Source organism: Dyadobacter sp. NIV53 (assembly GCF_019711195.1).
In the GTDB taxonomy this organism is placed as follows: Bacteria; Bacteroidota; Bacteroidia; order Cytophagales; family Spirosomataceae; genus Dyadobacter.
This window is the reverse complement of the sequence record NZ_CP081299.1, coordinates 1,875,668-1,889,773: the sequence shown is the minus strand read 5'-3', so window position 1 is coordinate 1,889,773 and position 14,106 is coordinate 1,875,668. Positions and strand designations below refer to the sequence as shown.

Below are 14,106 nucleotides of genomic sequence, written 5' to 3'. Positions count from 1 at the left end.
GTTTCCTCAATTTTGTTATAAAATCCGTTGATTCTGTTAGATCTGCTTTTTGAAGGATGCACAACTTTGCAATACAAAAAAACAGAACATTATGAAAATTGTAATAACTGGTTCGCTAGGCAATATTGGTAAACCCTTAGCAGAAGAATTAATCCGGAAAAAACATGACCTGACCATCGTAAGCAGTAAAGCGGCGCGGCGCGAGGCTATTGAGGCATTGGGGGCAAAGGCAGCTATTGGTACCATACAAGACCCCGATTTTCTAACAGCCACTTTTAAAGAAGCTGACATTGTGTATCTGATGGAAGCATGGGAAGGTATCGGCAACATCTTTGATAAAAATGCAGATTTTGTTGCAGCTTTTAAGACGGTTGGAAACAACTATAAGCAAGCCGTCGAAAATTCTGGCGTAAAAAAAATAGTACATTTAAGTAGCATTGGGGCTCATACCAACGAAGGGATCGGAAGTTTGTATCTGCACAATACGGTCGAGAACATCCTGAATCAGCTTCCGGAATCCGTTGCCATCAAATTCATGAGACCAGTCGGCTTTTATACGAATTTATACAGGTATATCGCTTCAATCAAATCGCAATCTGCAATTATACAATCCTATGGAGGCGACCAGAAAGAGTTTTGGGTATCTCCCTTGGACATTGCTGCAGTCATTGCGCGAGAAATGGAAGAACCTTTCAAGGAAAGGTCAGTTCATTATCTGGCAAGTGACGAAGCATCTCCCAATGAAATCGCAAAAGCGTTAGGTGAAGCCATCGGTATGCCCGATTTAAAATGGCAGGTTATCCCGCCTGAACAGATGCTGCAACAAATGCTGGATGCAGGTATGAATGAATGGATCGCTAAGGGCATAGTTGAAATGCAAGCAGCACAGCAAAGAGGAAGTTTGTACGAAGACTATTATCGAAACAAACCGGCTCTGGGAAAAGTAAAGCTGGCTGATTTTGCAAAAGAGTTTGCATTGACCTATCACAAGTAATCCAATCAATCATGAAAAAAGTATTGATTACCGGAGCTAACAAAGGCGTTGGCTTTGAAACAGCTCGCCAGCTCCTCAGACAAGGATACCATGTTTATCTGGGAAGCCGCAATTTAGACAATGGCTTGGAAGCAGTCGAAAAGTTGAAAACAGAAGGCCTGGATAATGCCGAAGCAATCCAGTTGGATGTAACAGATGCGGCCTCAGTGCTGTCCGCGCGTAACTTAATTGGAGAGAAAACTCAGGTGCTGGATGCGCTGATCAACAACGCAAGGAATCAATGGCGGGATGCCGCAATCGGCGCTGGAAGCGAATATTGATCAATACAAAAAAGTATTTGATACCAACTTGTACGGAGTAGTCCGGGTAACACAGGCCTTTATTGACCTGTTGTGCAAGTCGCCAGAGCCGCGCATTGTGAATGTATCATCGAGTGGGTGCTCTTTGACGCTGCACAGCGATCCAACCTGGAAATATTACGGTCACAAAGCCGCAGTATATCCGTCCTCCAAAGCTGCTATGAATATGTACACCATTGATCTGGCTTACGAGCTGCGGGAGACACCATTCAAGGTTAATGCAGTTTGCCCTGGCTTTGTGGCTACTGACTTTAACGGCCACCGGGGCACTGGAACAGTTCAGGAAGGAGGATCGCGTATTGCCAAGTACGCAATGATTGGCAGCGATGGCCCGACCGGGCAATTTTTTAGCGAAGAATATAATCCCCAGACAGGTGTAACGCCCTGGTAAGGCATATCTGGTTAAAGTTCAATATCTTTATGTTATGAAAACAGAAGCCCCTGCTTTGTACAAATTTGAATCATTAACCGACTTTCATCGGGTGTTTGGACTTCCTAAGCCTGTTCATCCGATGGTAAGTTTTGTCAACATTAAGGACATGACCATCAATCCGGGCGTATTGCCACCATCAATGGTCATGCCTTTTTACAAAATTGCCTTTAAGATGAGCCTGTGCGGGAAAGCCAAATACGGTCAAAATTATTATGACTTCGGTGAAGGTGGCCTGGTGTTTACTGCGCCCGGTCAAATTTTTGAAAGTCCCAATGGTAATGCAAGCTCCGGCTACATTCTTCTTGTTCACCCTGACTTTTTCCTTTCTTACCCTTTGGCCAGTACAATTAAGCAATATGGCTTTTTCAACTACGCTGCCAATGAAGCTTTGCATCTCTCAGACAAAGAACGCGCTGCAATTTTTGCTGTTTTCAATATCATCCAGGAAGAGCTTGATAGCAGGATTGATCATTTCAGTCAAGATGTATTGATTTCCCAGATTGAGCTGCTGCTTAATTATAGCAACCGGTTTTATGGGCGCCAGTTTATTACCAGAAAAGCAGCGAACAATAACCTGCTGCAAAAAATAGAGGATATTTTAGACGAATATTTTAATAATGGAACAGCCTCTGAAAGCGGCGTTCCGACAGTTCAAATGCTGGGCGATAGACTTAGCATGTCGGCAAGCTATCTCAGCGATATGCTGCGCTCTTTGACAGGAGAAAATGCCCAGCACCATATTCAGGAAAAACTTATGGACAGAGCGAAGGAAAGACTTTCAACTTCCAACTTGTCCGTCTCTGAAATCGCATATGAACTAGGATTTGAATACCCTCAATCTTTCAGCCGCCTGTTCAAAACAAAAACAAGCCTTTCTCCACTTGCTTTCAGGCAATCATTTAATTGATAGAGAAATGTCAATTGTGGATGTGCTGGTGAGAACTTATAATGCTTTTAGGACAAATTAAGGTAGATATATTAGCATGTCTACTGCTATGCGATTAGATTTTAATCATTTGGCCAGTAAATCGCAATTGCCTTGGGTACTTTCCCAGACATTTGTACATGCGTCCTTTGGTCGGAGAAGTTATTAGGTACAGGGCAGTTAGACCGGTGGTAAATAAATATTGCGTGTTAATACGGCGGGTAAAAAGCTTTCTTACAAGTGTTTTGCCTGCCATATCCAATTTTTTTCAAGAAGCTGTTTCAGGTTCTGGCCAAGAAGATTATCCCATCCCGATTCAAACCGCTCTCTTTGGAAGTGTGGATGATTTGGGAAGCTTTCCAAATCTGTTTGTGTGATCCTTAACGTAGTTGTGCTATTATCCGAAAACAAATCAAAAAGAACTTCTGAGCTTCCTGGATAGCCTTTATAAGCCCAGCTGTGGGCCAACGTTTGACCTTCTACCACTTTGGTTACAATCCATTCTTTTTGGTATCCAGCATTGTCATCATCAAATTCAAATTTAAATCCAATTACAGGTTCAAACCCTCGAAGTTGTGGAAAATACCATTCCTTCATTTTATCCGTACTTGTTAAAGCCTCCCAAACTTTAATAATCGCTACGTTATATGTAAAATCTTTAACTAGTGGGTTGTTCATACTTATCTCAACAATTATAAACTGTAAGATAGGCTTTATATTGTAGCTATCAATATGACCGTTGGATCAATTTCGAAGCTGTAGAAAATATCAATATGTCAAATGGCAGTTTTATGAAGCATATAAATTTGGTCTATAAGCTTTCAACCAAAATTAATTCGGTGGTTAAAATGAACTGTTACCTGCATCGTGATTTACTTGATTCTAGCCAGGAAAAAGGCTAAATTGTTCAGTAAACTGTTTTTGAAGTAGGTTATATCGTACTTGCCAAATCATCACGTTTTCTATTAACGAGCGTTTTTATCGATACTCTTAATGATATTTTGTCTCTGACGTTTTTCCACTACGATGCCGATATGAGCCTGTCTGCTTGACAAATTCTATATGTAGTGCACGCTGGGTACTTACATCCAGGCTCGTTACTCTGCCATATTTGTCGCGTTTAAAGAAGATATCTGCCTTTGGATCACAAGACGAAATAAATCCATCTTTGAAGTGATTAATTAGGTCGCACTCATCGCCTGATGCAAATTGAGCAATGAGTTTTTCATTCACGCTTTTGATTATGATTGGAGCTTTGGCTTCATCAGAGTAATAGTGTCCTAAATAAACTTCGTGAGGGATGTTAGACCCAGCTGAGTCGGTCAGGTGGTAATACATCGGCTCTGAGGAAGGCGGAATGATGATAAGTTGGCCATTATGCTCGAATGAGAATAGGATGCCGTAAAAATCAAATTGTGTCTTGTTAATTCTTGTCAGAGCATTGCCAGACATTTCAAGGCCGTTTGGTCGCAGCTCAATTTGAACCTCACGCGTACTATGACTGCTTTTATAAAGTCCAGTGTACGCCTCGAGTTCTTTGATGTTTGAATCTGAATATGTGATTCTCTTTGTTTTGGCAGCTAACTCAAAATAGGAGGGGCTCGCAAGAAAAGTGGCAACATCCATCGCTAAGTCTTTTCCTGTTGTGTCCAACATGGATGTATTGCTCAGCCAGGCAACTGATATTCCAGCATCTGGTAAAGAGACAAGCTTGGCGCGATACCCGGCTGTCGCTCCACCATGCTGAAATATGCGTTTTGTACTATCTCCGGCAACAAACATCCCGGCTGCATACTGGTTTAAATCCCCATTGTTCAGTGTATCCACACTTGTTTGCTTGGTAAAAAAAGTATCTCCTCCCAGTCTTGCGTTCAAATAAAAGTTGCTCCATTTCACAAGTTCTTCGGCAGTTGTAAGGAGTCCTCCTGACCCGTGGATGTTGTTTTCTGGCATGGCTAACTGGAAATTGCCGTCTTTCGTATCGTATGCCTGGCTCCTAGCAAAAACTAGCTTTTGATAGTTAGTTCTCCATTCCGAATGCTTCATTTCAGCGGGCTTGAAAATAAATTTATCGGTAAACGCAGCGAGAGACAACCCGCTAACCTTCTCAACGATCAATGCCAACAGAATGTAATTGGAATTGCTGTATTGAAAGCGCTCACCGGGAATACTGTTCAGCTCTTTCTGACTGCAAATAATGGCCGCAACCTCTTGATTACTCAAGATCCTAAGTGTCTTTGGCCGCCCACCTAGCTCGGCAACATCACCCCATTCGCGCATGCCACTTGTGTGATGAATAAGATGTCTGATAAGAATAGGATGTCCGTACTTGCCAAGTGCAGGGAAATACTTCGATACGTGATCATTTAAGGACAATTTACCTTGTTTCTCAAGGAGCAGAATGGCGGCGGCTGTAAATTGCTTGGAAACAGATCCGGCTTCGATCAATGTTTGGGTTGTTAGCGGGACACGATGTTCGAGTTCGGCAAGCCCCCATGCTTTGGAGTAAATTAATTCGCCGTTTTTACTAACCGATAATTGACCACCTGGTCCATCTGGACGGTAAACATTTGTGATGCTATCAATTTTTTGGGTGATAGGGTTGGTTTTTTGCGACCAACCCGCAAAACAGACAAAAATATTGATCAAAAATAAAGTCCACGATAATGGACTCCTTAAAATTGAAGTCGCCGCAATCCAACTGAGCCGGAAAGTTTTAAAGTAGTTGTGCATTATAAACATATTGCGAAAGAGGGTTAAACCGGCTTTAACTTCATGAAGTCTCTGAGAAAATTGAGTAGAAACATTACTCAGAACGGAGCGCTTTTACCGGATCTGTAAGTGCTGCTTTTATTGCCTGATAACTCACGGTGAAAATTGTAAGTGTGAGCGCGGCCAATCCTGATCCGCCAAAGATCCACCAGGGAATAGTGGAATGATAATGATACTTCGCCAACAACTGGGCCAAGAAATAATAGCTTACCGGTGTTGCAATGGCAATGGCAATCAAAGTCAGGTACACAAAGTCCTTCGAAATCAATTTCCACACACTTGCAATGGAAGCGCCCAGTACTTTGCGTATGCCGATTTCACTTCGCCTTTGCTCGGCAGTAAAGGCGGCCAGACCAAATATGCCAAGACACGAAATACAAATGGCCACGACAGCGAAAAGAAAGCTCAATTTAGCCACACGGTTTTCAACCTTGAACTTTGTATCGTATTGCTGGTCAGCAAGCTGGAAATCCAACAAGGTACCAGGTATATGTTGATCAAATAGAGGACGTATTTTTGCAAAAGCATTGGTTATACTTACCCCAGGGCCTAATTTGATATATAAGTAATTAGGTGCGTAGGCCATGAAATAAATGGCCTGCTTTACGGGTTCGTAGGGCGATTTCATGATCATATCTTGTACCACGCCTACAATATGGTATTCCGAATCATTGAAAGTGCCGTCTTTCCACCTGATTGTTTTGCCAACAGGATTGTCAAGCCCCATATATTTAACAGCCGACTGATTGATAATGATGGCGGAAGAATCAGAAACAAAGTCGGTCGAAAAGTCTCTTCCCTGAAGAATCCGCCAGCCAACCGTTTCGCCATATCGATGTGAAGCTGCGATTACTGCAAAGTCGTCCCGGTCACCGGCCGACTTTCCCTGCCAAGAAAATCCTCTCGAATTAGATAGTATATCGGTCACGGGACCGGAGGATTGTGCTACCGATGCAATCATGCCGGATTGAAGCAGGTCATTTTTTAGTGCTTCTAAAGATTTAGTAGCAGGCGGAATCTTTACATACATTAGCCCATTCCGATCGTAGCCTGTTGCTCTGTTTTGCCCAAACTGAATCTGGCGGAATACCCCTACAGTACCAATGATGAGCGAAATGGAAATTGTAAATTGTAAAACGACAAGTATTTTTCTTGGCAGAGAAGAAACCCTCGCAGTGCTTGCTGAGCCGGATTTCAGGATATTAACTGGTTTGAAAGAGGATAAGTAGAGCGCGGGATAGCCCCCGGCAACCAGGCTTACCAAAATACAGAATGCTGCACTAATAAATAGTAGGTGTATGTTGAATGCAGCTCCATTTATTAAAAGAGAGCCGATTTTCTTATCGGCAATTGCGTTGAACTGGGGTAGGGTCAATTGTACTAACAGCAACGCAACCAGCATGGAAAACGCAACCAGTATAAATGACTCAGCAATGAATTGGACTATAAGTTGGCCGCGCTTTGACCCGATTGCTTTTCGAACGCCGACTTCCCTTACCCGCTGGCCCGAGCGGGCTGTGCTCAGGTTTATAAAATTAATGCAGGCCAGCAGCAAGATGAAAATCGCTATGGAAGCAAATAATTTGACATAATAGATCTGACCCTCGGTATTCTGGCCGTTTTCCCAGGTGGAATACAAATGCCATTTGTCCATCGGGTGCAGGGATAATGTCGGTATCGAGCCGGTATGCTTACTCTCCTTTATGTGCCTGCGTAAAACATGCCTTATCTTTTCAGATGCCCTTTTAATAGAACTGTTTTGCTGTGTCTGAACGAGAATTTCGAAAGTATTTACATTCCAGTTATCTTTCAGATCATTGACCCACTGCATCCTTTTGCCAGATGCAAACAGCTTCCAGGGGGCTATAAACGACAAATCATAGTAGTCTGAATTTTGAGGGAAATCTTTGTAAATGCCAGCTACCATTCCCTCCAGTTCATTATCAATCTTCAAAATCTGACCAATTGGCTGACTTGTGCCGAAAATTGATAATGCGGCAGATTCTGATAGCAATAGATGGGACGGATTTGTTAGGGCCGCTTTGCTTCCCTCGATCATTTCAAGAGGAAGAATCTTTGCGCCATCGGGCTCCATAAACCGGCCCTTTTTTCTGAATTTGTTTTCGCCCGAGAGTAAGCTGTAATCTTGTGTGTCCCATGAGATCGCTACGTTTTGAAAATCCGTCGGAAAGTTTTCTCGAAGCTCGGCAGCCAAGGGAAATGGCATATTGGGGGAACTGACGATGATGCCGTTTTGAGCGGCATGAGAAATGACACGTCCTACATATTGATGGTTTCTACCGGCTTTATTGTACATCCACTCATCCCAAACCCATAATGAAATCAGCATGGTTATGGTTAATCCCAATGACAGTCCTAAAACGTTGATAAGCGTATAAGCTTTGTTTTTTCCAAAGCTCCTGAAGGCAATTTTGAAGTAATTTTTGATCATATTCGGATTAACAAAAAATGGTGCTGGGTATGTGGCCGTTTCACTCAGTGCATTGATCTTGCGTTTTAGAAAGTAAGGCCGTGAGAATTTTAACACTTGTATAAGGTACCGTCTTCTGGCGACAGCATTTCCAAATTCCGATGCATCAATTGTATACTGTTCGTGTAAATCACCTATGATTTCTTCGTGTTGCTCCGAAGGGCATGTCCATTTCAAAAAGGAATCAGCCCAGTTGGGAGGGGTAGGCTCTGAAAGATGGTCGGCCATGATCAAGAAATAAATGGTAAAGGGATTGACTCCCAGAGTTGATTTCTAAGCTCACGCATATCCGATAACATGTGTTTGCCAAGTGTAGTGACAGTAAATATGCGCTTTCGCCTTCCCCCACGGGCGGCTGTGGGGTTACCTAACTCCGAACTGACAAAAGCTTTTTCTTCTAACCTATATAGTGCTACGTGGACTCCGCCTAAGCTTACAGGTCTTTCGGTTCGCCGGTTTAGTTCAGCTGCAATGGTTACGCCGTACGCGTCTGAATCAAGCACTGCAACAGTCAGGAGAACGAGCTCCTCAAATTCTCCCAGATAAGCTCTTGCCATTTAACCTTTGCTTGAAGATTTATATCATTGTTGTTTGTTAAACAAATATAATGCCATAACATTGATGGCTTGCAAATGCTGATTTATAGATCCCTGATGTTCGCTATCGAACACCATTTGTACGTTTTTGGCTAGTAATACTGGCACAGAGATCGCGTATAAATATGTAGCTACCTGTCTTAATAGATTTCTCTATCGCATTTGATGCTCGTAAAAATCGGTGGTATTTCTGTACTCCATAAGTTTATGATATTTATGATCAAAAAGCCTTTTCCTGTTTAGGAGGCAATTTTAAATTACACTTAATACGAGAGTACACACGTTAATTTAAACAAAACTCTTGTTAACAAACTGATTCGTTTTGATAAAATGGCTAGTGGTATGATATTACAATCCATTGTATTTATGCAATTTTCATTTGGACCATTACGGCATTTGGAATGACCGTTAACGCTACATCAATCGGTATGCTTTTTGTTAATCTGCATGACTTTTTTTGAAGCTCTATAAAAAAAATTAAGAACAGCTGTACAAACAAGTTCATGCTTGTGATGAGCTATTAATTGTGTGCTAACCCTACCATTATCAGCCTTCCGCTGATGGTAAGCAGAATATAAAACATAATAATTGTCCCTACTTCCATTCGTCCCCTAATGCTGAAACCCGGGGAAATAGAGACTATTTTCAACGCGTGGAAATAAAAACACGAAGATAACCCGTGAAAACACCAGCTGAGTATAAGTTTCTCCTTTCACTACTTTTTCATTAAGTCGTTACCTGCATTCTTATAAGTAGTCCCCACTCAAAAGAATAAAAGCGTTACCTAGTTTTTGTAGTTGCGACATTTACAACCATGCGAAGACTGTAAGTCTACTTGATAAAACCCGCCATGAAATGATTACCTGCTTAAATACAATTGACTTTATCAATCGATGCCTGGAATTATTGAATGCGTTGTTGGTATGTTATTTACCTGCTTTAAAAGTCCATCAAACAGAATTGTGTCTTATGACAAAAGTCATTTTTTTGAGCAAAGACTATCATTATATTATGATTTTATTACAAGTAATTTAGTGTATTAAATTGAATATACTATTACAGTATTGTCGACTATAAAATTTCAATGATCATGAAAAAGATACTGGTACCCTGTGATTTTTCAGATGAAGCCATGCAGGCTTACAAATTTGCCTGGGATATTGCTTCTGCGAACGATGGAGAACTGATCGTTTTACATGTAGTTGACCTGACACTTTTTTTGACAGCAGTATCTATGCGCAGCCTTATTATGTTGACCCTGGAGCCACACTGGCAGATCTGACAGAAGATACAAAAAATGATTTTAATGCTTTGATTCAGGACTATCCGCAAAGCGTTCCGGTAAAGCTTTTGATTGAGCAGGGTGAACTGCACCAGACGATATTAAAAACGATAGAAGAAAATAATATTGACCTGGTGGTAATGGGAACTAAAGGTGCTGCGAGCCTTAGAGAACTGCTCATCGGGTCAAATACTGAAAAAATTGTCCGTACTGCACCCGTTCCGGTTTTTACGATTCATCAGGCCATGCCGGTTTCCAGAATAAAGGACATTATATTCCCGACCAGTCTTGATTTAAAACAAAGTGTGCTGATCGGGAAGCTAAAAACGCTTCCAGGCAATTTTCGGGGCAACGGTACATTTGCTTTTTATTCAGACTTCTGATGAAACGACTGCTGACGATGAAACGAGAATTGCACTGGATAATCTTGCAAAATTTTATCAGCTGGATAAATTCACGGTTAATGTTCGTCAGAATCCGAATATTCAGCAAGGGATTTTAAAATTTGCATCTGAATTTGACCACTGCATGATTGCCATGTCTACCGAAGGCCATCAGGGACTTACCCATTTGTTTGTGGGAAGCATAGCAGAAGATGTTACCAACCACGCTTATGAACCGATATGGACCTATGTGACCGGTCATCAGGATTAATATTTAATCGTATACCATTTATCAGAAATAGTATTTCATTAAAACCGCTTAACAATGGAAAATTCTACTTTTTTCTCCGTCTTTTTACTATTTCGGTTGAGGCACATATCCAACTGGCTAATATTCTCTTTTCTTACTGGAACAGCCTGTTTTGCCCAGAGTGGTCCTGCTACTTTAATTAAACTAAGGGTTGCCGCCAATCCTTTCTTCCAGCCGGTTCCTCCGCTTTGCTTCGGTGCATCTGCCGAACATGCCATTTTTTACGAAGATTTTGAATCCGGGCTTGGTGCATGGACAGTATCTAATGCCACCAGGCCTAACGGAGGGAATGAAGATCCGTGGCTGACCCGTAACTGGGTAGTTACCGACATTATCCCTGCCGGAAGGACAGGTAAAGCAGCGTTTGCTGTAAACCCTGCATCAGAAAACTGCGGCACCCGCCGCGGGCCAGTTGTGATGTATTTAACCAGTCCTGTCATTGCCATTCCTGCCGGTGCGTCCGGTCCTTTCACTTTGGCCTTTGAGCACTTTTATGACCTTCAAAGTAATGTAGATGGAGGCAACCTGAAATACCAGATCAATAACGGAGGCTGGAATCTGTTGCCAGCCTCAGCCTTTACCGACAATGGATATATCATGAGTATCATGAGCGATGAGTTTAACCTGAACCCCTTATTTGGACAGCCTGCTTTTACCAACCCGGAAGGTGAAGGCAGCGGCTGGGGCCAGAGCCGGATCAACCTGACTGCACTAGGGCTGGATGCCGGCCAGACGATCCGGTTCCGCTGGGATATGGGAACTGATGAAGGTTGTAAAGGAAGACAAGGCTGGTTTGTAGATGATGTGCGCGTATATACATGTTCGGTTGTTCCTTCTGTGCAGTTTGCTTTGGATTCTTCCACTGTCAATGAGAAAGAAGCGAATATCGCCAGATCGGGATGGGAAAGGTGCATTCATTATGCAGAAAAAACAATTACAGTCAAAATCAATGCGCCGCCATCCCAGCCGGTTACTGTGACGCTGACAACAGCTGGTACAGCCACACGCGGCAGCAAGGCCGATTACACCATTACGCCGGCCAGTTTTACACTGGAAGAAGGCAAACTCTCAGAGGACATCAAAGTGCGCATTAATAACGATGCATATGTGGAGGGGAATGAGACAATTACATTGGGTTATACTTTGAGCAGTCCGGCAGGAGGCAATGCACTGCGGGAGAATTACAACCAGCAGCATACGGTGCTGATCCAGGACGATGATTTTACACCGGGAGCCAGAAGCATTAAATTATTCTCTGAAGATTTCAATGGACCTGAACAACCAGGACGGCCTATTCCCCAGGGTTGGAACTGGGTCCCGGAGAATGATTCTGACTATAACTGGATAATTAACAACCAGTTATGGGCTGTTGGTATGGGCGATAACACACCGTTTCTTTGGGCCTACTGGAACTTCTGGGGAGATCAAACCCATTTGGATACCCTTGAGAAAACAGTAGAAACCCCTGTGTTCGATTCTTTCGGCATGTCTGCCATCAACCTTGCCTATGATGAGACCTTCGATCCTTATGCCTGGAACGGCAGCGGTTACCTTGATGTTTGGGACGGCAAGGAGTGGCACAACGTGATGACACTGACCTCGCAGTCGGGCAATGGATATCCCTCTTATGAGTCGTATAAAAGAGAAGTTTCTATTCCCGCCGCTTATGCCAGCCACAGCATGAAGCTCAGGTTTCGGTTAAAAGCCTTGTATGCCGGCTCCTGGTCAATCGACAATGTGTTGGTTACAGGAACTTTGACCAGCGAAGCGGCAACGGATGTTACGTCTGACTGGCAGCAGCTGGGTCCGAACGCAACAGCTTATTTTTATGACCCAGCTAGTGGTAAGCTGATTGCCAGAATTAAAAACCTGACCGGCCATGACTATGGCTGCACGACCGTATCCATTAACAGGGCTGGCAAACATTTGAAAAACTGGTTTAATGGTTACCATATTTCTGAAAAAACATTTGAGGTATCGCCTGCCAACGACGATCCGGAAGGTGTATATGAAATGACACTTTATTATACGGAAGCTGAACTTTCAGGCCTTGCCAAAGTGGCATCAATGGGCCGAAGCCGGGGAGGTATCGGTGCTGGAAGCCTGCCTTCGAATTCCATTACAGAAGCTGTAAGCGGTAAGCCTATGAATTCTGATTATAGTTTTACAGCTGTATTCAATAAAGGGTTTTATGGCGGTTCAGGTTTTGGCCTTTCAGATACGCTGATTTTCCGGCCAGTCACACTACGGATCAACTGTGGAGGTCAGGATTTCACAGATTCCCAAAACCGCTTGTTTGTAAAAGACCAGCACTATTATTACTTCAATGATCGAGACCCGCATACAACGGTGATCAAAGGGGATATTGCTGGTACAGTTGATGACGGGTTGTACCGCAGCCAGCGTTGGGGACCCGGTGTGATCTGGGATTATGCTTTCAGTTACCGGATTCCCGTCCATAATGGAAGAATGAAAGTGGTTTTACATTTTGCTGAGATTTATTGGGGCTTGTCAGGGAGGCAAGGAAAAGGAAGGCGCCAGTTTAATGTCAATATAGAGGATAGCCCCAAGCTGACAAATTACGATATATACAGTTCAAGCGGAGGAGCTCTTAGAGCCAGAACCGAAACTTTTACTGTTGATGTAAGTGACGGAGCACTTGATATTGATTTCTTTTCAGGTGCTGCCGATAACCCGATCATTGCGGCCATAGAAGTGGTTTCTATGCAGTTAAATGAGAATCCAGTTGCCGATGCTACAGTGCGCAACATCCCTAATGAATCTTTCAACTATGGAGCTGCCAGCACGCTGGAAGTTAAGGCTGGAAGTCTGCCTAGCTACCAGCGCAAAACGTATTTGAAGTTTCCACTGGCCGGTATCATGCCGGTGGGTTCTGCCAAACTGCGTCTATACGGGCATAATGTACAGAATACAAACAAAGTAAATGTAGCAGTTTTTGGTGTAGAAAACGATGACTGGAGTGAGACAGCCATTACCTGGGCAAATGCACCCGCAGGATCAGGCAGCAATCTGGGCCAGTTCAATGCAGACAATACGGCTAAATATTACGAAATAGATGTGACATCTTTTGTACAGTCACAGCTGGCAGGTGACCGAACGGTTAGTTTTTTATTGACCAACGCCACCAGCCAGAACAGTCTGCTGAGCTTTAACAGCCGTGAAAATACAGTAAATCCGCCTGAGCTGGTCATACTTCCGGTAGCGGCACCTGCTGCACGGACGGGAATACAGGAAGATAAAGTGGTGGCAGATGGATTGGTATCTTCGATGGTTTATCCTAATCCTGCCTCAAAGCAGCTGACAGTAGAAGTTTCGGTGCTCCACCATGGTAAAGTAAGCCTTTGTCTAACAGGTTTGTCAGGCAATTCCTATCCTGTCAATGCTGTTGTTGAAGAAAATATACTTCGGGCAGATCTTTCTCCGCTTCATCTTCCGCCGGGCATATATATACTTAATATCCATTCTGCTGCGCAGGACGAAGGTGTTAAACTGCTGATTACCGAGTGAGTTGTCCGGCATTGCCGCGGTTATATTACCTGC

12 protein-coding genes are annotated in these 14,106 nt (G+C 43.2%); 8 read left to right on the top strand and 4 right to left on the bottom strand.

Annotation, left to right across the window (positions count from 1 at the left end; genetic code table 11):
- Positions 1–91: 91 nt before the first annotated feature.
- Genes KZC02_RS07715 through KZC02_RS07705 form a run of 4 tightly spaced genes read left to right on the top strand, consistent with a single transcriptional unit; the run spans position 92 to position 2,693 of the window.
- Positions 92–994, top strand: a complete 903-nt coding sequence (locus tag KZC02_RS07715; protein ID WP_221393567.1) for an NAD(P)H-binding protein — start codon at positions 92–94, stop codon at positions 992–994.
- A gap of 11 nt (positions 995–1,005) precedes the next feature.
- Positions 1,006–1,314, top strand: a complete 309-nt coding sequence (locus tag KZC02_RS32855) for an SDR family NAD(P)-dependent oxidoreductase (RefSeq protein ID WP_310590421.1) — start codon at positions 1,006–1,008, stop codon at positions 1,312–1,314.
- The gene (locus KZC02_RS32850) at positions 1,283–1,744 is read left to right on the top strand and encodes an SDR family NAD(P)-dependent oxidoreductase (protein WP_310590420.1); all 462 of its coding nucleotides are present in this window, start codon (positions 1,283–1,285) and stop codon (positions 1,742–1,744) included. Before KZC02_RS32855 ends, KZC02_RS32850 begins: the two co-directional genes overlap by 32 nt.
- A gap of 34 nt (positions 1,745–1,778) precedes the next feature.
- Positions 1,779–2,693 (top strand): AraC family transcriptional regulator, encoded by a 915-nt coding sequence (locus KZC02_RS07705; protein ID WP_221393566.1) that lies wholly within the window; start codon positions 1,779–1,781, stop codon positions 2,691–2,693.
- 252 nt (positions 2,694–2,945) lie between these two features.
- Here the strand turns inward: KZC02_RS07705 and KZC02_RS07700 are convergent, their stop codons facing one another.
- From KZC02_RS07700 to KZC02_RS07685, 4 genes are all read right to left on the bottom strand, one after another.
- A complete protein-coding gene (locus KZC02_RS07700) occupies positions 2,946–3,389 on the bottom strand; it encodes an SRPBCC domain-containing protein (protein WP_221393565.1) in 444 nt (147 codons plus the stop codon).
- A gap of 312 nt (positions 3,390–3,701) precedes the next feature.
- Positions 3,702–5,444 (bottom strand): serine hydrolase, encoded by a 1,743-nt coding sequence (locus KZC02_RS07695; RefSeq protein WP_221393564.1) that lies wholly within the window; start codon positions 5,442–5,444, stop codon positions 3,702–3,704.
- Positions 5,445–5,517: 73 nt separating this feature from the next.
- A complete protein-coding gene (locus KZC02_RS07690; protein WP_221393563.1) occupies positions 5,518–8,202 on the bottom strand; it encodes an ABC transporter permease in 2,685 nt (894 codons plus the stop codon).
- 2 nt (positions 8,203–8,204) lie between these two features.
- Positions 8,205–8,531, bottom strand: coding sequence for a helix-turn-helix transcriptional regulator (locus KZC02_RS07685; protein ID WP_221393562.1), 327 nt, complete (start codon positions 8,529–8,531; stop codon positions 8,205–8,207).
- 1,129 nt (positions 8,532–9,660) lie between these two features.
- Between KZC02_RS07685 and KZC02_RS32465 the strand changes: the two genes are divergently transcribed.
- The 4 genes from KZC02_RS32465 to KZC02_RS07665 are packed head-to-tail and all read left to right on the top strand — an operon-like array spanning position 9,661 to position 14,073.
- Positions 9,661–9,852: a universal stress protein gene (locus KZC02_RS32465; protein ID WP_221393561.1), complete on the top strand. Its 192-nt coding sequence runs from the start codon at positions 9,661–9,663 to the stop codon at positions 9,850–9,852.
- A gap of 29 nt (positions 9,853–9,881) precedes the next feature.
- Positions 9,882–10,235 (top strand): universal stress protein, encoded by a 354-nt coding sequence (locus tag KZC02_RS07675; RefSeq protein ID WP_221393560.1) that lies wholly within the window; start codon positions 9,882–9,884, stop codon positions 10,233–10,235.
- On the top strand, positions 10,213–10,506 hold the full coding sequence (locus tag KZC02_RS07670) for a universal stress protein (RefSeq protein WP_221393559.1): 294 nt from the start codon (positions 10,213–10,215) through the stop codon (positions 10,504–10,506). The genes KZC02_RS07675 and KZC02_RS07670 overlap by 23 nt, the downstream gene beginning before the upstream one ends.
- A 54-nt stretch (positions 10,507–10,560) precedes the next feature.
- Positions 10,561–14,073, top strand: a complete 3,513-nt coding sequence (locus tag KZC02_RS07665) for a DNRLRE domain-containing protein (RefSeq protein WP_221393558.1) — start codon at positions 10,561–10,563, stop codon at positions 14,071–14,073.
- Positions 14,074–14,106: the final 33 nt, after the last annotated feature.

Coding starts and splice junctions, on each gene's coding strand:
- KZC02_RS07695 (WP_221393564.1), bottom strand. CDS start 5,444: ATGCACAACTACTTTAAAACTTTCCGGCTCAGTTGGATTGCGGCGACT.
- KZC02_RS32855 (WP_310590421.1), top strand. CDS start 1,006: ATGAAAAAAGTATTGATTACCGGAGCTAACAAAGGCGTTGGCTTTGAA.
- KZC02_RS32850 (WP_310590420.1), top strand. CDS start 1,283: ATGCCGCAATCGGCGCTGGAAGCGAATATTGATCAATACAAAAAAGTA.
- KZC02_RS07685 (WP_221393562.1), bottom strand. CDS start 8,531: ATGGCAAGAGCTTATCTGGGAGAATTTGAGGAGCTCGTTCTCCTGACT.
- KZC02_RS32465 (WP_221393561.1), top strand. CDS start 9,661: ATGAAAAAGATACTGGTACCCTGTGATTTTTCAGATGAAGCCATGCAG.
- KZC02_RS07665 (WP_221393558.1), top strand. CDS start 10,561: ATGGAAAATTCTACTTTTTTCTCCGTCTTTTTACTATTTCGGTTGAGG.
- KZC02_RS07690 (WP_221393563.1), bottom strand. CDS start 8,202: ATGGCCGACCATCTTTCAGAGCCTACCCCTCCCAACTGGGCTGATTCC.
- KZC02_RS07700 (WP_221393565.1), bottom strand. CDS start 3,389: ATGAACAACCCACTAGTTAAAGATTTTACATATAACGTAGCGATTATT.
- KZC02_RS07715 (WP_221393567.1), top strand. CDS start 92: ATGAAAATTGTAATAACTGGTTCGCTAGGCAATATTGGTAAACCCTTA.
- KZC02_RS07705 (WP_221393566.1), top strand. CDS start 1,779: ATGAAAACAGAAGCCCCTGCTTTGTACAAATTTGAATCATTAACCGAC.